Annotated in this window: 16 protein-coding genes and 2 tRNA genes; 11 read left to right on the top strand and 7 right to left on the bottom strand. The window is 44.4% G+C overall.

The window, feature by feature from the left end; translation table 11 throughout:
* The first annotated feature begins 16 nt into the window (after positions 1-16).
* Together N2K84_RS18525 and N2K84_RS18520 are read left to right on the top strand one after the other, a co-directional pair.
* A tRNA-Lys gene (locus N2K84_RS18525) sits at positions 17-92 on the top strand.
* Positions 93-223: 131 nt separating this feature from the next.
* Positions 224-646, top strand: a complete 423-nt coding sequence (locus N2K84_RS18520) for a gamma-glutamylcyclotransferase family protein (protein ID WP_282593325.1) — start codon at positions 224-226, stop codon at positions 644-646.
* Between the two features lie 80 nt (positions 647-726).
* Here N2K84_RS18520 and N2K84_RS18515 read toward each other — a convergent pair whose 3' ends face one another.
* Both N2K84_RS18515 and N2K84_RS18510 read right to left on the bottom strand, forming a co-directional pair.
* On the bottom strand, positions 727-2,382 hold the full coding sequence (locus tag N2K84_RS18515) for a diphosphate--fructose-6-phosphate 1-phosphotransferase (protein ID WP_282593324.1): 1,656 nt from the start codon (positions 2,380-2,382) through the stop codon (positions 727-729).
* A 241-nt stretch (positions 2,383-2,623) separates the two neighbouring features.
* The gene (locus N2K84_RS18510) at positions 2,624-3,502 is read right to left on the bottom strand and encodes an AraC family transcriptional regulator (protein WP_282593323.1); all 879 of its coding nucleotides are present in this window, start codon (positions 3,500-3,502) and stop codon (positions 2,624-2,626) included.
* 366 nt (positions 3,503-3,868) lie between these two features.
* On the opposite strand from N2K84_RS18510, the gene N2K84_RS18505 reads away from it, so the two are divergent.
* From N2K84_RS18505 to N2K84_RS18480, 6 genes are all read left to right on the top strand, one after another.
* Positions 3,869-5,635 (top strand): acetylxylan esterase, encoded by a 1,767-nt coding sequence (locus N2K84_RS18505; protein WP_282593322.1) that lies wholly within the window; start codon positions 3,869-3,871, stop codon positions 5,633-5,635.
* Positions 5,636-5,696: 61 nt separating this feature from the next.
* Complete coding sequence (locus tag N2K84_RS18500) at positions 5,697-6,800, top strand: glycoside hydrolase family 26 protein (protein WP_282593321.1); 1,104 nt, start codon at positions 5,697-5,699, stop codon at positions 6,798-6,800.
* A 9-nt stretch (positions 6,801-6,809) separates the two neighbouring features.
* Positions 6,810-8,003 (top strand): glycoside hydrolase family 130 protein, encoded by a 1,194-nt coding sequence (locus N2K84_RS18495; RefSeq protein ID WP_282593320.1) that lies wholly within the window; start codon positions 6,810-6,812, stop codon positions 8,001-8,003.
* A 25-nt stretch (positions 8,004-8,028) separates the two neighbouring features.
* Complete coding sequence (locus N2K84_RS18490; protein ID WP_282593319.1) at positions 8,029-9,234, top strand: AGE family epimerase/isomerase; 1,206 nt, start codon at positions 8,029-8,031, stop codon at positions 9,232-9,234.
* On the top strand, positions 9,235-10,629 hold the full coding sequence (locus tag N2K84_RS18485) for an MFS transporter (RefSeq protein ID WP_282593318.1): 1,395 nt from the start codon (positions 9,235-9,237) through the stop codon (positions 10,627-10,629).
* A gap of 92 nt (positions 10,630-10,721) precedes the next feature.
* Entirely contained in the window at positions 10,722-11,930 is a 1,209-nt protein-coding gene (locus tag N2K84_RS18480; protein WP_282593317.1) for a glycoside hydrolase family 27 protein, read from the top strand.
* A gap of 335 nt (positions 11,931-12,265) precedes the next feature.
* Here N2K84_RS18480 and N2K84_RS18475 read toward each other — a convergent pair.
* The 3 genes from N2K84_RS18475 to N2K84_RS18465 all read right to left on the bottom strand — a co-directional run bounded on the left by N2K84_RS18475 (position 12,266) and on the right by N2K84_RS18465 (position 13,445).
* Positions 12,266-12,342, bottom strand: a tRNA-Arg gene (locus N2K84_RS18475).
* Between the two features lie 64 nt (positions 12,343-12,406).
* Positions 12,407-12,706 (bottom strand): thiamine-binding protein, encoded by a 300-nt coding sequence (locus N2K84_RS18470; RefSeq protein WP_282593316.1) that lies wholly within the window; start codon positions 12,704-12,706, stop codon positions 12,407-12,409.
* Complete coding sequence (locus tag N2K84_RS18465; RefSeq protein ID WP_282593315.1) at positions 12,687-13,445, bottom strand: hypothetical protein; 759 nt, start codon at positions 13,443-13,445, stop codon at positions 12,687-12,689. Before N2K84_RS18465 ends, N2K84_RS18470 begins: the two co-directional genes overlap by 20 nt.
* A gap of 294 nt (positions 13,446-13,739) precedes the next feature.
* Between N2K84_RS18465 and feoB the strand changes: the two genes are divergently transcribed.
* On the top strand, positions 13,740-16,202 hold the full coding sequence (gene feoB / locus N2K84_RS18460) for a ferrous iron transport protein B (protein ID WP_282593314.1): 2,463 nt from the start codon (positions 13,740-13,742) through the stop codon (positions 16,200-16,202).
* Positions 16,203-16,234: 32 nt separating this feature from the next.
* Entirely contained in the window at positions 16,235-16,444 is a 210-nt protein-coding gene (locus tag N2K84_RS18455; RefSeq protein ID WP_282593313.1) for a hypothetical protein, read from the top strand.
* Here the strand turns inward: N2K84_RS18455 and rpe are convergent.
* The gene (rpe, locus tag N2K84_RS18450; RefSeq protein WP_282593312.1) at positions 16,439-17,092 is read right to left on the bottom strand and encodes a ribulose-phosphate 3-epimerase; all 654 of its coding nucleotides are present in this window, start codon (positions 17,090-17,092) and stop codon (positions 16,439-16,441) included. The genes N2K84_RS18455 and rpe overlap by 6 nt on opposite strands.
* A gap of 68 nt (positions 17,093-17,160) precedes the next feature.
* The gene (locus N2K84_RS18445; protein ID WP_282593311.1) at positions 17,161-18,027 is read right to left on the bottom strand and encodes a sigma-70 family RNA polymerase sigma factor; all 867 of its coding nucleotides are present in this window, start codon (positions 18,025-18,027) and stop codon (positions 17,161-17,163) included.
* Positions 18,028-18,406: 379 nt separating this feature from the next.
* Here N2K84_RS18445 and rho point away from each other — a divergent pair, with 379 nt between their 5' ends.
* Positions 18,407-20,155 carry a transcription termination factor Rho gene (gene rho / locus N2K84_RS18440; protein WP_282593310.1) on the top strand — a complete coding sequence of 583 codons (1,749 nt, stop codon included), beginning with the start codon at positions 18,407-18,409 and terminating at the stop codon, positions 20,153-20,155.
* The last annotated feature ends 139 nt before the right edge of the window (positions 20,156-20,294 follow it).

Genomic DNA, 20,294 nt, shown 5'->3' with positions numbered 1-20,294 from the left:
TACACATAACGAGGATGACTCAGTAGCTCAGCTGGTAGAGCACATCCCTTTTAAGGATGGGGTCCTGGGTTCGAATCCCAGCTGAGTCACCAAAAGAAAGTCAAAAAGACTTAAAAGCGCTTAAATCAAATGGTTTAAGCGCTTTTTTATTTTGCGGCAGACACCAAAACATGCAAGAAATTCGTTTATCCCATTATCTTTATTGTCGTTTAACGCCAATTTAATGGATAAGCTTTGGTTATTCTCCTACGGGACTCTTTCTGATCCTGAATATATTCATCTTTTGTTGAAGCGATTGCCGGTTTACACCGAAGCGGTGCTGCCCGGATACGAATTGTTGATCCACCCGGCAAATGGCTATCTGTTTGTTGCTCCAAGCTTTGGTAATGAAGTGGCTGGTATGCTGTTTGAAATTACGGCTAAGGAGTTGCTGTTGCTTGATTTATGGGAAGAAGTTCCGTTGTATGAGCGAGAGGAGGCATCGGTGCGAACTATTGCCGGAGAGGTCCGTAATGCGTTTGTTTATGTGCAGAAACAGACAACGGGGATGCCATTCTCCCCCCAACTGGCAAAAAGCAGGCGACTCATTTTGCAGGAGATTGAAGATTTTCTGGAATCTGTCCGTCGGCGTGGGTTCGGACACTAGTTTTCGGCTGATTTTTTGATTGATAAAAACTAAAAAACCCTCCGGCTTGGGAGGGTTTTGCAGTTAATATCAGGTAGCAATTATTTTGCTTGTTCCAGTTGTAGTGTAACAGTTGTCCGGTCACATACTTCGCTCGGCCCCCAGTATTGGATTGGTCCGGGGTATAGGTATGAAGTTTCGACGGCCCATTTTTCACGGTTGGCAACAAAGTACTTGAATGGAGCGCCATCCAGCTCAACCAGCGCTTTTTGGATAACCGGTTTCATATGTCCGTGACGTTTTTCCATGTTCATCATCATAGTTACAGGTACACCTCCGGCAATCCATTGGTCGGCAGGGGCTATTGTGTTGCGCACGCTTGACATATAGCCGGTTTTGCCAGAGCCAATCAGGAACGAGGCGGTGTAACCCAGCGAGTAGCAATAATCGGCATCGAAATTTGAAGGAGCAGCACAACGGCCTTCGTAACCGAAGAAGTGGTATTGTGTGCCAAATTTACCTTTAAATTCACCGGCAGCTTTCATCTCGTCCAGTTTGGTTTTTACCATTTCGCCTAACAATTTTTCGGTTTCAATCAACGACACCTGAACGTTTCCGTGCGGGTCGCGGTCGAGGGTTAATTGAGTGGCAATGCTGGATGGTAATGATTGGAAAACGGCTGATGCTTTGGGGCTCAACTTCCCGGCGACCCATTCCAACCGGTGGGATTTTTGAATCATTTTAAATTCTTGTTCAGCGGCAGAACCTTCGGCGAGTAAGTCGTTCAATTCTTCTATCAACGATTTCATCTCAGGAACAAATTCTACCAAACCTTCCGGGATGAGGGCAACGCCAAAGTTTTCGCCATTGGCAGCACGTTTGGCTATAATACCAGCCATGTAATTCACGATTTCGCCAAGGGTTTGCTTTTTGGCAGCCACTTCTTCCGAAATTAAGGTGATGTTTGGTTGTGTTTGCAAAGCAGCTTCCAGTCCGATATGTGAAGCGGAACGGCCCATCAGCTTGATGAAGTGCCAGTATTTCTTGGCTGAGTTGGCATCGCGCTGAATGTTTCCGATCAATTCAGAATATACTTTTACAGCAGTGTCGAAGCCGAAAGACGTTTCGATCATTTCGTTTTTCAGGTCGCCATCAATGGTTTTAGGGCAGCCAATCACTTGAACGCCAGCTCTTTTTACTGCATAGTACTCAGCCAAAACGCAAGCGTTTGTGTTGCTGTCATCGCCACCGATGATTACCAATGCTTTAATGTCCAGTTTTTTCAGGATTTCCAAGCCTTTGTCAAACTGGGCTTCTTCTTCCAGTTTGGTACGGCCCGAGCCAATAATGTCGAACCCGCCGGTATTGCGGAACCCTTCGAGATAATCGGCTGTAATTTCCATATATTTATGATCGACCAATCCGCCTGGGCCGCCCAGGAATCCATATAATTTACTTTCCGGGTTCAGTTTCTTGATCCCATCGAAAATCCCAGAAATTACGTTGTGTCCGCCCGGTGCTTGTCCGCCGGAGAGAATTACGCCCACATTGCAGGCGGGAATGCTGACACCTTCGCCACCTTCTTCAAAGGTGATAATCGGCATGCCGTAAGTATTTGGGAATAGCTTTTTGATGTCAGCTTGGTCGGCAATAGACTCGGTTGCTGCGCCCGGAACAGTTTTCACAGCGCCTTTTAACGATTTTGGAAGTTTAGGCTGATACTGTGCCCTTGCTTGTTGTAATGCACTAATGGTCATATGTTTTAATTTTTAGGAAAGTTTTACTTTTTTCTTAAAGTTTCGCTGCAAAAATAACCTAAAATGACCGTATTTGGTATGTTGTCAAACCACCGGGCCGCAATTTAAAGTAAATTTAAACAGGTGTTTTGACGTAAGGTTTAGATGAGAATTGTTTTTGAAACTGGTCCAGGTTTTTGAAACTCCCGACCGAATAAGGGGGTGAGCGTCTTTCTGTTGGGTGTTGGCTCAACTTATGCAATTAAAAAACCTTTTTAGTTCCGTAATAGGTTTCCCTGAATTCGGAAGGAGTGCAACTCTGGCTTTTTTTGAAGATGCGGTTGAAATTGGAAATATTCTGGAATCCGCATTCAAAGCAAATTTCCGTAATGCTTTTAGTCGATTCAATCAGTTGTCGGGTAGCGAACCCTAATCGCAATTCGTTCAGAAAATCAATAAAAGTTTTTCCTGTTCGCTGTTTGATTAATCTGCTAAAAGATACAACAGATAAATCGACTAAGTCAGCTACCTCTCCAACCTTAATTTTCTTATTGTAATTGGCTTGAATGTAGTTATATACTTTTTTTATTTTCTCACTGTTCAAAAAGTTGTCTTGTTGGGCAAAGGAAATATTGGTGAGAATCTGCTGATCCCTCGAAATAGCCAAATCATAAAGTAATGACTGAAATTCCATGAAGCTGTCAAAACCTTTTTTCTGGTTCAGTGAAGGTAGTTTTTTTTCTACAAATTTGATCGTATCTTCTGAGAATGAAACTCCTCTGTAGGCATTTGAAAGAAGTTCCCTCACAGGTCGTAGAATATTTTTGTTGAGATAATTTTCTGAAAATAAATCAATCGGAAACTGAATCGTGATTTCGTGCAACGTTTCGGTCTTCGAGTTTTTGAAATTCTCCCACCCATGGTAAAGGTTTGGACCCACAATAACCAGTTCCCGACCACTTATTTCACTTATGTGATCGCCCACGATCCTTCTCGAGCCGGCTGCATTCGCGATATAATTGACTTCAAATTCGGGATGGAAATGAATGGGAAAGTTAAACCCTATTCGTTGCCTGTCGAATACCAGAAAGCAATCATTGGTTGTCAATGGAGTAATCTCACGATGTATCTGAGCAGTCATTTTTTTGTTTTCAAAATTAATGGATATGTTGATCTAAACCAAGTGCAACTGTAGTTCTCGCTGGTTGATGGCTTAAGATAGTATTGTTTGGTATTTAGGTGTGGGTGTGATTTGTTAAAGGTCTTAAAATTGCTAAGTGCTAGATGTATAGTGTTGTAAGTTGGTTATTGAGCTGGTTGTGCAATCGTTGTTGTTAATTGTTTGAATAAAAACATGTAATAATGATAAAATAGTATTTGTATCAAGGGTAGAATTATGGATACTTTTGATCTGAAATTATCGCATGTTTTGTGAAGCACTTGAGTTTAGAATTTAACTAAACCGGGCTGTTCGCTCAGACGACATGCCTGATTAAAAAAATGTTGGATGAATATTATAAAACTGGTTTTATACCTTGCATTTTCAGGATTGATTGTATCCTGTAGTTGTTCATGCAAAAGAGAGAAGATCAAGGTTGTTTCTATGTCGTTTACCGATGAATGGAAATTTCATCCCGGTGAAGGGAAGGATAGTTTGTGGATGAACCCGGAATACAACGATTCCTTATGGATTTTGGTTTCTTCATTAAAACAACTTAGAGAGCAGGGCCAGGCAACCGACAATGGTTTTGGCTGGTATCGGAAATCGGTTGTTTTGTCGGACAGCCTGCAAAATGCGCTGGAGACTGCGGGGGCGCTTGTTATTCATTTAGGGCGAATGGCCGGGGCCGACGAAGTTTATTATAACGGGAAAATCGTGGGTAAAACCAGCAGCTTTCCGCCCGACTATAAAGGATATCACGATGAAGAGCGGAATTATTTTGTTGATGGGCGCCTGATCAATAAAGAAGGGGAAAATCTTATTGCCATCAAGTTTAACGATGGTTGGGGCGCCGGAGGGTTTCTTGGAGGAGCAACACTTAGCCTGACGTCGGCAAGTATAAATGACAAACTGATGCTGGATGTTGCCGTGAACGATTCGGATTATGTGTTTACTGAAAATGAACCCATCAGCATGACCGTAACCCTGAAAAATTTGAACCGGATGGAAGTCGCAGGAACTTTGTTCGTAAACATCACAACCGATACTTATGAGCCTGTAAAAACTGATTCTATTCAAGTTTCTGTTGAAGGATCAGGATCTTATTCCAAAGTTTTTAGCTTTCCCGGCGCTTCACCCGGATTTTACCGGTACGATGTTTTTCTTGAGCGCGATGGTGAAAAGGTAGGCGAGAAGAAGTTTAATGTTGGTTATGACCCTGAGAAAATTCAGTCGCCCAATGATGCGAAAGCTGATTTCGAAAGCTTTTGGAAAAATAACCTGAAGGAATTGTCCCAGGTTGCCCCCGAATATAAATTGACTATCCAACCGGAGTTCTCAAAATTAGATTACAACGTTTATCTGATTGAGATGTATTCATTTGGGCACGAGTTAATTCGCGGATACTACGCAAAACCTAAAAGAGAAGGTAAGTTCCCGGTAATCGTTGAGTACATGGGCTATGGTTCAGCGCCTTACCCGCCGAACCAATCGTGGGATGGCTTCGCTTATTTCGTTTTGTCAATTCGGGGACAGGCGCTGAATTTGCCGGACAATCATTTTGGCACATGGATAACCAGCGGGCTGGACAGTAAAGACAATTATTATTATCGAGGCGCATTCATGGATGTCGTAAGGGCTATCGACTTCGTTTGCAGCCGTCCGGAAATTGATACAGCCCGGATTGCCGTCCGGGGAAGCAGCCAGGGAGGCGCTTTATCGTTTGCTTCGGCTGCATTGGATCAGCGCGTGAAAGTGGCAGCTCCGGGAATCCCGTTTTTGTCCGACTATCCCGACTATTTCAGGATTGCACCCTGGCCTAAAAGCGATTTCGATGCATATATGGCAGAGCATCCCGAAGCCAAATGGGAGGATGTTTATGATGTTCTCACCTATTTCGACATAAAAAACCTGGCGCAATGGATTAAATGTCCGCTTTATATGGGGATAGGTGTACAGGACAATGTTTGTCCGCCCCATATCAATTTTGCCGCCTATAATCAAGTCAAATCAGAAAAGAAATGGATGGCTGGTCCGGATTACGGGCATAGCGCCCCCAAAGCTTATCACGAAGCTTCCATGAAATTCATCAAGGCTAAACTTGGAGTGGATTAATTCATTTTACATGGGATTGTTGTATTGTTATATCGTTCTGCAATAAATAAAAAATAAAATTATGAGTAGAGTAGTTGTTGTTCTGATCGTGCTCACCGGCATCTTTTTTCTGAATTGTTGCGAAAATTCCAAACCTCGTACCGATGGAGCGGATGCTGAAAATTCAATTATCCTGAAACTCAAACAAATTAAAGGAGAAGGAATCCTTTTCGGGCATCAGGATGATTTAGCGTATGGTGTTGGCTGGGAGTACGTTGACGGCGAATCGGATGTGAAACGTGTTGCCGGAGATTATCCCGCCTTATTTGGCTGGGAGCTTGGTGGCCTCGAATTGGGGCACGAAGTCAATCTGGATAGTGTGCCATTTCACGACATGAAGCGTTTTGCCGAATGGGCCCATGCGAATGGAGGGATCAACACCTTCAGCTGGCACCCTCACTCGCCCATCAACAGCATCAATTCCTGGCATGGCGATTCCATTGTGGTGCCCCATATTTTGCCCGGTGGCGAATACAATGAGCAATTTAATTCGCAGCTCGACAAAGTAGCGGCGTTCTTTTTCGGATTAAAAGATTCAACCGGAAATCAAATCCCCTTCATTTTTCGTCCCTGGCACGAGATGGACGGAGGCTGGTTTTGGTGGGGATCAAAAGCTTGCAGCCCTGACGAATTTAAGTCCTTGTTCCGGTACACCATCGACTATTTGCATGAGAAGGGCATCGGAAATATGGTGGTCGCGTATTCCCCCGATCGGAATTTCGATACTAAAGAAGAATATCTGCAATGGTATCCGGGCGATGAGCTGGTAGATATCCTGGGGATGGACAATTATTACGACCTGAAACACCCCGGAGGTGAACAGGAGGCTATCCGGAAACTGCATTTGGTTATTGAGTTGGCCAACGAGAAAGACAAGTTGGCGGCACTTACGGAAACGGGACTGGAGTTTGTTCCCGATACGCTGTGGTATTCGCAGAAACTCGGATCTGTTCTGAATGATCCTGTTGTGAAAAAAGAAATTAGCTATGCGATGGTTTGGCGGAACGATTCGGAAAAGCACTTCTTCTTTCCCTACCCGGGACAGGCCGCTGCCGCCGACGCCAAAGCTTTATTGGACCAACCGCACATTTGGTTGTTAAACGAATTTAATCATTTCAAGAAATAAAAAAGGACCATGAATGTACCAACAAGTTTGTTTGAAGAAAGATTGGAATTGATCAAGCAGAAGCATCAAAATCTAATCACGAGAGAGAATAATGAGTTGTTTAGCGACAATGGTATTTACAACCGGTACGAGTTCCCGATTCTGACGCGAGACCACATTCCGTTACACTGGCGCTACGATTTGAATCAGGAAAGCAATCCGTATTTTATGGAACGTATTGGCTTTAATGCCACGTTTAATGCCGGTGCCATCAAATTTAACGGCAAATACATCCTGGTAGTCCGGGTTGAAGGCAACGACCGCAAATCGTTCTTTGCCATCGCCGAAAGTCCCAACGGGGTTGACAATTTTAAGTTTTGGAATAGGCCAATTATGTTGCCCCAAACCGAAAAGCCGGATACAAACGTGTACGATATGCGCCTGACCCAACACGATGATGGCTGGATTTACGGCGTATTCTGTACCGAGCGTAAAGACCCGAATGCTCCCGATGGTGACACATCGAGCGCAGTGGCGGCAGCCGGTATTGCCCGTACCAAAGATTTGGTGGAATGGGAGCGTTTGCCAGATTTAATTTCAACCAGCGGACAGCAGCGTAATGTGGTTTTGTTCCCGCACTTAATCGATGGTAAATATGCGTTTTACACCCGCCCGCAGGATGGTTTTATCGATACCGGTAAAGGTGGCGGCATCGGCTTTGGTTTATCCGACAGCATTGAGCAACCTGAGGTAAAAGAAGAAGTTATTGTTGATGCCAAAACTTATCATACCATCTATGAAGTGAAAAATGGTTTGGGACCGGCTCCCATTCGCACAGAGCATGGCTGGTTACAGTTGGCACACGGTGTTCGCAACACTGCCGCCGGTTTACGCTACACACTATATGTGTTCATGACTGACCTGGAAAAACCGTGGATTGTAACCCATAAGCCACATGGTCATTTTATCGCACCGCTAAAAGATGAACGTGTAGGTGATGTTTCCAATGTTGTATTTTCAAACGGATGGATTAAGGATGACGACGGAACAGTATTTATCTACTATGCTTCTTCGGATACACGCATGCATGTGGCAACCACAACCATTGATAAATTAGTTGATTACTGCTTGAATTCACATCAGGATCAGTTGCATTCGCACATTTCCGTTCAAGCCATCAATGAATTGGTTGATCTGAATCAGGAATTCCTGAATTTATTGTAGAATCATGCCTGTGAAATCACGATCCATGAATAGATCCCATGAGCTCCAATTGTTGTCGTTGGAAATGCAGAACGAACTGTTCCGTATTCTAGATTTTTGGAGTAAAAAGGCGATTGACTCAGAATTCGGGGGCTTTGTCGGCCGGATTAATGCTGCCGGGGAAGTTGTCCCAAAAGCAAGCAAAGGTGCAGTGCTGAATACAAGACTCCTCTGGACGTTTTCAGCAACCTACCGCAAAACCAGTAATGAGTTGTACCGCACAATGGCTGATCGCGCTTATGATTATCTGCTTGACTACTTCTGGGATAAAGAAGACGGAGGACTGTTTTGGGAATGCGATTACCAGGGAAAGCCGATCAATACCCGAAAGCAGGCTTATGGTCAGGGTTTTGGTGTGTATGCTTTTTCAGAATACTTTCTGGCAACTGGTAACAAGGAAAGTCTTGCTTATGCCCGGGAGTTGTTTGCCCTGCTGGAAGAGAAATACCGCGATCCGGAATTTGAGGGATACATCGAGGCGCTTAGTGCCGACTGGCAGCTGATGGAAGATATGCGGTTGAGCCCTAAGGATGCAAATTCGCCCAAGTCGATGAATACGCACCTGCACATTCTGGAACCTTACACCAACCTGTATCGGGCCTGGCCCAATGAGAAACTGAAAGAACGCATCCTGGTTTTGATCAAGCTGTTTCAGAAGCGGATCATCGACCCGAAAACAGGTCATTTCAACCTCTTCTTCGACAGGAACTGGACAGTACAGTCTGAGATCGTTTCATACGGTCATGATATCGAGGGGGCCTGGTTGTTGCACGAAGCCGCATTGGAAACGGATGAGACTGAAGTCATCCAATCTGTTCGGCAGTCGGCACTGAAACTAGTTGAAGTAACCTCGAATGAAGGCACTGATACGGATGGATCGGTTTGGTATGAAAAAGAAGGGGATCAGATCGACAAAGATCGCCATTGGTGGGTGCAGGCCGAAGCCATGGTTGGGTTGATGGATGCCTGGGAGATTACGAATGATGATTGGTATTTTCAAGGTCTGCAAAAGGCTTGGGAGTATATCAGAGCCAATTTGTTAGACACCCAAAACGGCGAGTGGTTTTGGAGTGTCGATGACCAAGGCAATCCGAATGCGAAAGAAGACAAGGTTGGGTTCTGGAAGTGCCCATATCACAACAGCCGGGCACTGATAGAACTGATAAGCCGAATCAACAAACTAAAAATCTAAATGACACAACCACTAAAACTAAAAGAAAAAATCGGGTACAGTTTCGGTGACTTTGCATCGTCCATGTTTTGGAAGTTGTTCACCATGTTCCTGACTATTTTCTACACCGATGTTATTGAATTAACGCCAGTTGCTGTAGGGACAATGCTGTTGCTCACCCGCATTTGGGACAGCGTGAACGACCCCATGATGGGCATCATCAGCGACCGGACCCATACGAAACGCGGAAAGTTCAGGCCTTATTTATTTTGGGTAGCCATTCCTTTTGCGGTAATCGGAGTGCTCACATTTACAAAATTTGATTTTGGCCCATCAGGGAAACTGATTTATGCCTACGCAACCTACACGCTGATGATGATGGTTTATACCGCCATCAATGTGCCTTATTCATCGCTGATGGGGGTGATGACGCCCGTCCCGGCCGAGCGAACAACACTGGCATCGTTCCGGTTTATCGGCGCCTTTTCCGGGGGAATCTTTGTAACCGCAACAGCAGCTCATCTGATTGATTTTTTCAAGGGCGGAGGAGCAACCGAAGCGCAAGGGTATCAGTACACGATTATGATTTACGCCGTTTTAGCCGTGCTGTTTTTCTGGTTCACCTTTGCCTGGACAAAAGAACGGGTCAAACCTGCCAGACAGGGAAAATCGTCCATCCGGGAAGATTTCAAAGATTTATCGAAAAACCGGCCCTGGTTTATTGTACTTGGTGCGGGGGTGTTTGCGCTTATCTTTTTATCGCTGCGCGACGGCTCCATGATGTACTATTTCAAATATTTTGTGAAGAACCAGGAGCTGCCTTTCCTGGGACTTGTCGGTTGGGACAAGCTGGCTTCGGTTTACATGACCATGTGGTTGGGGAGCAACATGCTTGGGGTGGTTTTGGCCAAACCGGTTTCCGGCAAATTCGGAAAGAAACGCACTTTCCTGATTGCCATGTTACTCTCCGCCGCGATCAGTTTGCTGATGTTTTGGCTTCAACCCGGACAAATCGCCATCATCTTTTTGCTGAATGTCCTTGTCGGTATTTCAGCCGGAATTATTATGCCGCTCATTTGGGCCATGTACGCCGATATTGCTGATTTCTCGGAATGGAAAACCGGGCGCCGTGCCACAGGACTAATCTTTTCTTCTTCGTCCATGTCGCAAAAAATGGGAGGCGCTTTGGGGGGCGCCATCACCCTGTGGATTCTGGCCGCTTATGGCTTTCAGGCCAACCTGGAGCAAACCGGATATGGACTGACCGGAATCAAAATGACACTGAGTATTTATCCGGCCATCGGGGCGCTTATTTCAGCGCTTTTCATTCTGGGGTATAAGCTAAGCGACAAGTTTATGGGTCAGGTAACCGCGGAATTAGAAGAAAGACGACAAGATCCGAACTTGAATCAATAATAAAACACTGAAATTTGAATAACGGGCATGTCCGTACTAAAAATCAAGAAGCGATCGACATGCAGGCACTTCTTGAAAAACTCATGGAAATAATGAAAAGATATTTGATTTTAAGCATGATGATTCTTGGCTGCCTGAATGGGTATAGTCAGAAGTTTGAAGGACTGGCCTTGACTCCGCCAATGGGATGGAATAGCTGGAATACCTTTGCAACCAACATCGACGAGGATTTGATCAAAGGAATCGCTGATGCCATGGTTGAAACTGGTCTGCGCGATGCCGGTTATGTTTATCTGGTTTTGGATGACGGCTGGATGGCTATGCAGCGCGACAAAGACGGAAAGTTGTATGGCGATCCGAAGAAATTCCCCCGCGGGATGGAAGCTTTAGGGGAATACATTCATTCGAAAGGATTGAAATTTGGAATTTACAACTGTGCCGGTAGTAAAACCTGTGGCGGTTATCCGGGTAGCCGCGGACATGAGTTTGTGGATGCTCAAACCTATGCTGATTGGGGTGTTGACTTCCTGAAATACGACTGGTGTAATACCGAAAACCTGAATGCCAAAGGCGCTTACCAAACCATGCGCGACGCGCTGTATGCAGCCGGTCGCCCGATTGTATTCAGTATCTGCGAGTGGGGTGACAACAAACCCTGGGAATGGGGGAAGAAGATGGGGCATTTATGGCGCGTTACCGGAGATATTGTGAATTGCTGGGATTGCGAGTTGGGTCATGGTACCTGGTCTTCATGGGGTGTGTGGAAAATCATCAATATGCGTAAAGATATTCGTAAATATGCCGGTCCCGGGCACTGGAATGATTTGGACATGATGGAAGTTGGAAACGAATTTTCAGATGCTGAGAATAGAAGTCATTTTGCGATGTGGTCTATTTTGGCATCCCCGTTAATTATGGGGAACGATATCCGCTCGATGAGTGAGGAAACAAGAATGACACTGACAAATAAAGAAGTGATTGCTGTAAATCAGGACTCCCTTGGTATTCAGGGTTTTCGTTATCTGAATGAGCACAACATTGAAACGTGGATCAAGCCACTGTCCAATGGCGACTGGGCGATTTCTTTTGTCAATATGAATCAGGAGCCATTCAACCTGAATTTCGATTGGCTGAAGCATGAATTGGGTGACGATTTAAGTCAAAAATTTGCCAACCTCAAGAATGACCTGTATAAAATTCGGGATTTATTTAATCACAAAGATTTAGGCGACACATCTATGCCGCTGAAAGCCACGATCGGTGTACGCGATGTGCTGATGTTAAGGCTGGTTCGGCAGTAGAGGACATTGAAAACGGAGAGAACCTGAATTTGTGGGAGGATCAGTAGCAAAGCCATATTTTCGGATTGATCCCCTTTTCTTCCAAATATACGTGCACCTGATTTTTTGTAGCTTCAGGGTCAACCATAAGGAAAAACTCAAATAGTTCTTCCGGTAAAATCAGTGTCAGATTAGTGAACTGTATTGATCGTTTTGTGTCGTCATTTTCATTCGTAAAAATCAAACACAAAACTCTCAATTTAATTTATTCCCCACAAGTTTTTATGGATCCATGATCCCGGATCACCTTCGCCAGAAGCCATAAAAAAAGGGGTTAACATTTTACTGTTAACCCCTGGTGAACCCGACAAGACTCGAACTTGTAACCTTCTGATCCGTAGTCAGATGCTCTATCCAATTAAGCTACGGGTCCGTTGCTGAAAGCGCTGCAAATATAAGGCTTTTATTTTTCACCAACCAAATATTTTTTCACTTTTTTACTCCTCATATTTGTACATTTTATCTTCAATGGTCACATCTGACTGAAAAACAGTTTGTATTTTAATGTAGGTCATTAATTTTTGCGTGCCACTTTTTTCCAAAATTAGATGTACGCGTTTAACCAAAGCCATCAATTCGTCAAAAGACCCCTCGATAACCGTTTCAAAAGGGCATACTTTATATTTTAGTCCCGAAGCGTCAATTTCGGCGATGGCTGCGTCAACCAATTCGTAACTATCCTTTCCTTCGGCCTGCGGCAATACCTGCAGGGCCATGTTAATCTTGTTCTGGTTCATCGTCATGGTTATTTAAATCATCCTGATTATTTAAGAAGTTTTTGATATCCTCAACCGTCAATTTTTTCACATTTGTTATGATAACATCCTCCCGCAAAAAGTTGCCGTACTGGTTACATTCATCAATGAAAGAGCGAAAAATATCCTGAAGGTTTTTTTTCAGTGGAAACAGAAACAAGCCCAGGGCAAGACCATCGACAAAAGAAATTTCTTCAACTTCCCCCTCTCCTTTGGCCAAAAAAAATTGAAATTCATTTTCAATAACTTTCTGCTGAGTTTCCGTAAACGGCTCATCAATTTCACGTTTCATCATCGCAATAAAATACCGGATATTTTGTCCCTTTCCTCCCAAACCGGTGGAAATAAACACCTGCTGCTCGCCCAGCAACGAACTCTGCAAAATCATGCGGCTTTCTTGCAAGGCCAATACCGCCCAATTACGCAAAACACCCTGTTGGCCCTTATGGAACCGCTCAATGATACGAAAGGCCTCCACCTGATCGTGACCGGCCAAACGCACCAGCAGCTGTTTCTTTTCGTCTTCGGATAACGCCGGATCATTCAATTGCCTTTCTGCTTCATCAAAATCCTCAATTCCTTCGTTACTTCGCTTATCTTTTACATAATCGAAATACTCCATCTGAAGGTCAACATCAATCTGTTCCTCCAGAATACTGAAATTATCCGGCAGTGAATCAATGGCTTCCTGTATTTTTTTGAGGTTGTTGTTATCGTCCATAAACTATCATACTTATAAAATGCTGTAAGTTACGCTTTTTTGAAAGCCAGATGACACGGCATCCCGGCCAACCTTCAACAAACATACTTTCATACCCTTTGCTTCAGGCCTTACATGAAAAAAAACCTTAACGATTGGCACGGATCAATCAATTAATTTCATAAGCATACAAAGATAAACGAATGGTCAACGCACAGCCGGCTTTTCTCTTTTTTTTTAAGTTATATTAAAAACTTAAATATCTTTGCATCTCTATTTTTATTTAATTCAAATTAGCATAGGGAGAGATCTGGAGTGAGGCTTTCTGAAGTAAAAAATAACGACACTGTAATTATTACCAAGGTATTAGGGCACGGGTCCTTCCGGAAAAGGATTACCGAAATGGGATTTGTGAAGGGCAAAGAAGTGAAAGTGATCAAAAATGCTCCATTCCGTGGCCCCATCGAATTTAAAATTCTGGACTACAATATCACCCTGCGCCGTTCTGAAGCCAATTTGATTGAAGTTATCTCCCTAAGCGAAGCGAAATCGCAGGTAACGTCCAGTTATCAGGGTGTTATTGATCAGGAAATTTTGAAACGATCGGCCAGCGAAAAAGGAAAAATCATCAACATTGCGCTGGTGGGCAACCCCAATTGCGGAAAAACCACTCTGTTCAACTACTTATCGGGAGCAAAAGAACACGTGGGTAATTACAGCGGTGTAACGATCAACGCGAAAAAGGCCGGGTTCAAAAAATTCGGATATCAGTTTAACCTGGTTGATCTGCCTGGCACCTACTCGCTGACAGCCTATTCACCCGAAGAAATTTACGTCCGAAAATTTATTTGGAAAGAAACGCCCGATATTGTCATCAATGTGATTGATTCGTCGAATCTGGAACGTAACTTATTTTTGACAACTCAGCTAATCGATATGGACATCAAGGTGATTTGCGCCTTGAACATGTACGATGAGCTGCTGAAAAACAAAAGCCGTTTTGACTACGAAAAGCTTGGAAAGCTTATCGGAATCCCCATCATTCCTACCATCAGTTCCAAGGGCAGAGGAATTGATGATTTGCTGCAGAAAGCCATTGATGTGTATGAAGACCGTGACCCGATTGTTCGTCATATCCACATCAACTATGGCGAAGAAATTGAAAAAGCTATCCGTCGAATCCGTGCCCGAGTAAAAGCCAACAAGCCTATAACCGATAAAATTTCATCCCGTTTTCTGTCACTCAAACTGCTTGAAAAAGACAACGAAACGCTGTTTAACCTTTCGAAATATGCCAATTTTGAAGAAATCAAGGAAGTTACCCGCGAGGAGTGCAAACGGATTGAAGCTTTGTACAACGAGGATAGTGAAACAATCATCACCGACGCCAAATATGGCTTTATTGCCGGTGCATTGAAAGAAACCTTCAAACAGAAAATAAACCACCAAAAGTCAAGATCAGAGCGGATTGACCAGGTATTGACCCATCCTTTTTGGGGACTGCCCATTTTTGTAGTACTGATATTTACCGCGTTCTTCGCCACCTTCAGGCTGGGCAACTACCCGATGGGATGGATCGAAAGTCTGGTAGGCGGACTCAGCAACATGGTTACCAGTGTCATGAATGAAGGCATGCTCCGCGACCTGCTCACCAATGGAATTATTGACGGTACTGGCAGTGTGCTGGTTTTCCTACCCAATATACTGATCTTGTTTTTCTTCATCTCGCTGATGGAAGACTCGGGCTACATGGCGCGTGCCGCCTTCATCATGGATAAAATCATGCACTTCTTCGGTCTTCACGGGCGATCGTTCATCCCCATGATTATGGGTTTTGGCTGTAACGTACCGGCCATTATGGCCACACGCACCTTGCGCAATCCCGGCGACCGGCTGCTTACCATGCTAATCATCCCGTTTATGTCGTGCAGCGCCCGATTGCCGGTGTATGTACTTTTCATTTCGGCCTTCTTCCCCACTTATCCCGGATTGGTGCTGGCTGGACTGTATTTTACCGGAATACTGATTGCGTTTATCGTGGCCCAAGTCTTTAACAAAACCTTGTTCCGCAACAAGGAAACGCCCTTCGTGCTGGAATTACCACCCTACCGCATTCCCACCTTGCGCAACATTGTGATTCACATGTGGGACAAGACATATCAGTACCTGAAAAAAATTGCCGGGGTGATCCTTATCGGTGTCATCATCATCTGGGCATTGGGCTATTTCCCTCGCCACAGCGCTGAAGCCGACCACATCAGTGAAGAAATTGTTCAAATAGGGACACCATCCAACCAAGAACAGAAAGAGTTGCTGGCACACCTGCACACCGAACAGGAAAGCATCCGCTTAAAAAACTCGTACCTGGGACAAATTGGTGAATTTGTGGCACCCGTTATGCAACCGCTTGGATTCGACTGGAAAATGAGTATCAGCCTGTTGGCTGGATTACCTGCAAAAGAGATCGTCGTGAGTACCATGGGCGTACTGTACCAAGTGGACGACACCAGCGACCTAAGCCTGACTGAAAAGTTAAGACAGGAAAGATACACTGCTGGCCCTAAAAAAGGTAAATTGGTGATTACCGGACCAATTGCGCTGGCCTTTCTAATCTTTGTGCTGATTTATTTTCCGTGCATCGGTGTTATTGCCACCATCCGCAACGAGTCGGGCAAGTTATTCTGGGCGATTTTCACGATGGTTTATACCACCCTGCTGGCTTGGGTGTTGGCCTATCTCACCCTGTTGATTAGCTCAACTTTTTTCAGTGGACTTTAAACCAAACGGACAGTTGAAACCTTTATAAAGATATGATTCAGGAAATTATCACATACCTCATCATTGTTGCCGCAGTTGGCTCAGTTTTTTTGAGACTGTATAAGTTGGTTGTTCGTTTAAGCCAGCAGAAGTCAGCAGGCCCCAACGGAAAATGTGGCGGATGCAGTGCAGCTTGTGCCCTGCGCGACCTGCCAGCAGCAAAAAGCTGTTCCGCACCTCAAAAAGCAAGGTTGATTTTATAAAGCTTTAAAATGATTAATGGTTGCCACCGGATCTTCAGATTGAAAAATGAAGCTGCCGGACACCAATACATCCGCGCCTGCTTCGTAAAGTTCCTTACCGGTTTCGAAATTTACCCCACCGTCAACTTCTATCAGGCAATCAGCATTTTTCGATAAAATCAATTCTTTCAGCTTTTTTACTTTTTGGTAAGCATTTTCAATAAACCGCTGCCCTCCAAAACCAGGATTCACCGACATGATAAGTACCATGTCGAGATCTTCGATAATATCTTCGAGTAAATGGACCGGCGTGTGTGGGTTCAGGCAGACACTCGCTTTCATCCCTGCAGCTTTAATGCGCTCAATGGTACGGTGCAAATGCGTACATGCTTCGTAATGCACGGTCAGTATAGCGGCCCCGGCTGCCTGAAAAGCCTCGATATACTGATCCGGGTTGACAATCATGAGGTGCACATCGAGCGGTTTGGCAGCAATAGCAGCAACCTGACTGATAACAGGCAAGCCAAATGAAATGTTAGGAACAAATACACCATCCATCACATCGCAGTGGATATAATCGGCCTGGCTTCGGTTTAGCATGGCAATATCATCGCCCAATCGGATAAAGTCGGCAGAAAGGATGGAAGGAGCAACCAATTTTTGTATCATAAAAAATCATTTTGGCCAAAAATAACGTTTTCGGCCCATACCATAAAAATTGAAAGAAATAAAAACACTTAGTGTCCCAAATAAGCTTTCAGCAAACGATTGCGGTAATTGTTTTTCAATTTTTTGATTGATTTTTCTTTGATTTGGCGGACACGTTCGCGGGTAAGTCCAAAAACATCGCCAATTTCTTCCAGTGTATGTTGGCGGTAGCCACTCAATCCAAAATAATATTTAAGGATTTCCGATTCCCGCTCGCCCAGGGTGGACAGGGTACGTTCAATTTCTTTTCGCAGCGAATTCGTAATCAATCCATTATCAGGGCTTGGCGACTCATTGTTCAGCATGATATCATACAAACTGTTATCGTCCTCGTCGCGCAGCGGGGCATCCATGGAAATATGATGGGTAGAAACTTTCATGGCATCTTCAACCATATCCGATGTGGTTTCCAGGATATTGGCCACTTCTTCCGGGGTCGGTTCCCGCTGAAACTCCTGTTCCAGTTTCGAAAATGTGCGGTTGATCTTATTAATGGATCCAATTTTATTGAGCGGAAGCCGTACAATGCGTGCTTGTTCGGCAAGCGCCTGCAAAATCGATTGGCGAATCCACCAAACGGCGTATGAAATAAACTTAAACCCCCTGGTTTCGTCGAACCGTTGGGCAGCTTTAATCAGCCCCAAGTTGCCCTCATTAATCAAATCAGGCAAGCTAAGCCCCTGGTTTTGATACTGCTTTGACACCGACACCACAAAACGCAAATTGGCTTTGATCAATTCCTCCAGCGCTTCCCGGTCCCCCTTCTTGATCCGTTTGGCCAGTTCAACCTCTTTCTCTGCGGTGAGCAGGCCTACCTTACCAATCTCATGGAGGTACTTATCTAACGACAAGGTCTCCCGATTAGTAACCTGTTTTGTAATTTTTAGCTGCCTCATTCGGTAAAAAGCTTTTATTCCTATTACGATGTTTATACGAATAGTTATAAAACCAAGCAAAACATCCTACGTTTTCTTCGGTCTGAAAATAATCATTAAAGATTTCATTTGGTACTTTCTTTTCGTTTTTTTGATGAATGCATACAAATTCATCTTGAAACATGCTCCCCAGCACATGAACGAACCATTTTGACCGTTCTTTGTTCAATTTGCAACTATGTTTGAGACGACCTGACGAAATCCTTAAAAAAATCTGTTTTTTTTGGGTTATATGTACTTATTACTTATACTTGCAAAATATTTCGTAATCCATTTTCATAATCCTTTATCGAATTACTTCTCCAGCAAATTTATTTGGACGTAAATTAATTTTCAAAATATGTATGATATTATTGAGTTAAGCAGAAAGTTGCTTCCCGACCTGCGGGAAATAGCTAAAGAGCTTAAAATCAGAAAAGTTGAATCCTATAAGAAACAAGATCTGATTTACAAAATCTTAGACACCCAGGCAATTCTTGCCTCTGAGCGGAAATCGGAACCTCAAAAAGATAAATCGCCGAAAAACAGACCCGCTTTTACCAATCCGACCCCAACGGAAAATAAAGAAAAACAAACGCCGGAAGAAACTTCAACAGAAGAAGATCAACCTAAAAAGCGCCGTCGCACAGCTGTAGTCATCAAGGCTGCAAGTGCCTTCGACTTTGGCAGAAAACAAAAAGAAAAAGATCAGGAAGAAAAAGCCAAACAAGAATATCCTGCTGAAGTTCAGGAAAAACCAACTGAAAAAGAAACGAAGCCGGAAGCGCCAAAAGTACAAGCCCAACCCGTAGTTGAAAAAGAAATTCAAACGGAACCGAAAAGAGAGCATACACGTGAATTTCAGAAAGACCCGAAGCAACAGCAAGACCAGCGAAAGGTGAAACACCAGAAATGGGACAACCAGCCAGGTCAAGGCCAGGCCAAACAAAAAACCGGGAACGTCGGCAACTATGCCGAAAAACCTTACGAGTTTGAAGGCATTATCACCAGCACCGGTGTGCTGGAAATCATGCCCGACGGTTATGGCTTCCTGCGTTCTTCTGACTATAATTATTTGAACTCTCCGGACGATGTTTATGTTTCACAGTCGCAGATTAAGCTGTTTGGACTGAAAACCGGCGATACCGTTAGTGGAACCATCCGCCCGCCCAAAGAAGGCGAAAAATATTTTCCACTGATCAAAGTAGTGGAAATCAACGGACGTACGCCCGATTATATTCGCGACCGCGTATCTTTTGATCACCTTACCCCGCTTTTCCCCAACGAAAAGTTCAACCTTACCGGCAAGGGACATGACAACATTTCAACCCGGGTTGTTGACCTGTTTGCCCCCATCGGGAAAGGCCAGCGCGGACTGATTGTTGCCCAACCCAAAACGGGTAAAACCATGCTGCTCAAGGAAATTGCAAATGCTATTGCCGCCAATCACCCGGAAGTTTTCATGATCGTCTTATTGATTGACGAACGTCCGGAAGAGGTAACCGATATGGCCCGCAGCGTGAACGCCGAAGTAATTTCATCCACTTTTGATGAGCCAGCAGAACGCCACGTACGTGTTGCCGGCATGGTGCTCGAAAAAGCCAAACGAATGGTTGAATGCGGCCACGATGTGGTTATCCTGCTTGACTCCATTACCCGCTTGGCCCGGGCTTACAACACGGTAGCCCCTGCTTCGGGGAAAGTGTTGTCGGGTGGTGTGGATGCCAACGCCTTGCATAAACCCAAACGGTTCTTCGGGGCAGCCCGGAACATTGAAGAAGGTGGTTCGCTGACTATCCTGGCTACAGCGCTCACTGAAACCGGCTCCAAAATGGATGACGTGATCTTCGAAGAATTTAAAGGAACCGGCAACATGGAACTTCAGCTCGACCGCAAACTATCGAACAAACGTATCTTCCCGGCTGTTGATATTGTATCTTCAAGCACGCGCCGCGAAGACCTGCTGTTATCCAAGGCCATGATGGACAAAGTTTGGATCCTGAGGAATTATTTGGCCGACATGAACTCAACCGAAGCCATGGACTTCATCAAGGACCGCTTAATGAAAACCGCCTCCATCGAAGAGTTCCTGATTTCCATGAACGCCTGATTGGGTGATGATTGATGTTGACCCGTCACATCTAACTACCATATAAAAGAGGCTGTCTCAAAAGAGTTCAGCCTCTTTTTTTATTTTGGGTTTTCAAGTCAAAAATCAGCGAAGGGCATCACATTTTTCAATTTTTACT

The sequence above is a fragment of the Gaoshiqia sediminis genome (assembly GCF_025907915.1).
GTDB lineage: Bacteria > Bacteroidota > Bacteroidia > Bacteroidales > Prolixibacteraceae > Gaoshiqia > Gaoshiqia sediminis.
Note: the sequence above shows the minus strand (reverse complement) of the source record. Positions and strands in the feature narration are given on the sequence as shown.

What these genes read in the sequence shown, in the direction of transcription:
- N2K84_RS18480 (WP_282593317.1), top strand. Translation starts at nt 10,722, where the DNA reads ATGAAAAGATATTTGATTTTAAGCATGATGATTCTTGGCTGCCTGAAT.
- N2K84_RS18470 (WP_282593316.1), bottom strand. Translation starts at nt 12,706, where the DNA reads ATGAACCAGAACAAGATTAACATGGCCCTGCAGGTATTGCCGCAGGCC.
- rpe (WP_282593312.1), bottom strand. Translation starts at nt 17,092, where the DNA reads ATGATACAAAAATTGGTTGCTCCTTCCATCCTTTCTGCCGACTTTATC.
- N2K84_RS18445 (WP_282593311.1), bottom strand. Translation starts at nt 18,027, where the DNA reads ATGAGGCAGCTAAAAATTACAAAACAGGTTACTAATCGGGAGACCTTG.
- N2K84_RS18455 (WP_282593313.1), top strand. Translation starts at nt 16,235, where the DNA reads ATGATTCAGGAAATTATCACATACCTCATCATTGTTGCCGCAGTTGGC.
- N2K84_RS18510 (WP_282593323.1), bottom strand. Translation starts at nt 3,502, where the DNA reads ATGACTGCTCAGATACATCGTGAGATTACTCCATTGACAACCAATGAT.
- N2K84_RS18490 (WP_282593319.1), top strand. Translation starts at nt 8,029, where the DNA reads ATGAATAGATCCCATGAGCTCCAATTGTTGTCGTTGGAAATGCAGAAC.
- N2K84_RS18495 (WP_282593320.1), top strand. Translation starts at nt 6,810, where the DNA reads ATGAATGTACCAACAAGTTTGTTTGAAGAAAGATTGGAATTGATCAAG.
- N2K84_RS18505 (WP_282593322.1), top strand. Translation starts at nt 3,869, where the DNA reads ATGAATATTATAAAACTGGTTTTATACCTTGCATTTTCAGGATTGATT.
- N2K84_RS18465 (WP_282593315.1), bottom strand. Translation starts at nt 13,445, where the DNA reads ATGGACGATAACAACAACCTCAAAAAAATACAGGAAGCCATTGATTCA.
- N2K84_RS18500 (WP_282593321.1), top strand. Translation starts at nt 5,697, where the DNA reads ATGAGTAGAGTAGTTGTTGTTCTGATCGTGCTCACCGGCATCTTTTTT.
- rho (WP_282593310.1), top strand. Translation starts at nt 18,407, where the DNA reads ATGTATGATATTATTGAGTTAAGCAGAAAGTTGCTTCCCGACCTGCGG.
- N2K84_RS18520 (WP_282593325.1), top strand. Translation starts at nt 224, where the DNA reads ATGGATAAGCTTTGGTTATTCTCCTACGGGACTCTTTCTGATCCTGAA.
- N2K84_RS18515 (WP_282593324.1), bottom strand. Translation starts at nt 2,382, where the DNA reads ATGACCATTAGTGCATTACAACAAGCAAGGGCACAGTATCAGCCTAAA.
- N2K84_RS18485 (WP_282593318.1), top strand. Translation starts at nt 9,235, where the DNA reads ATGACACAACCACTAAAACTAAAAGAAAAAATCGGGTACAGTTTCGGT.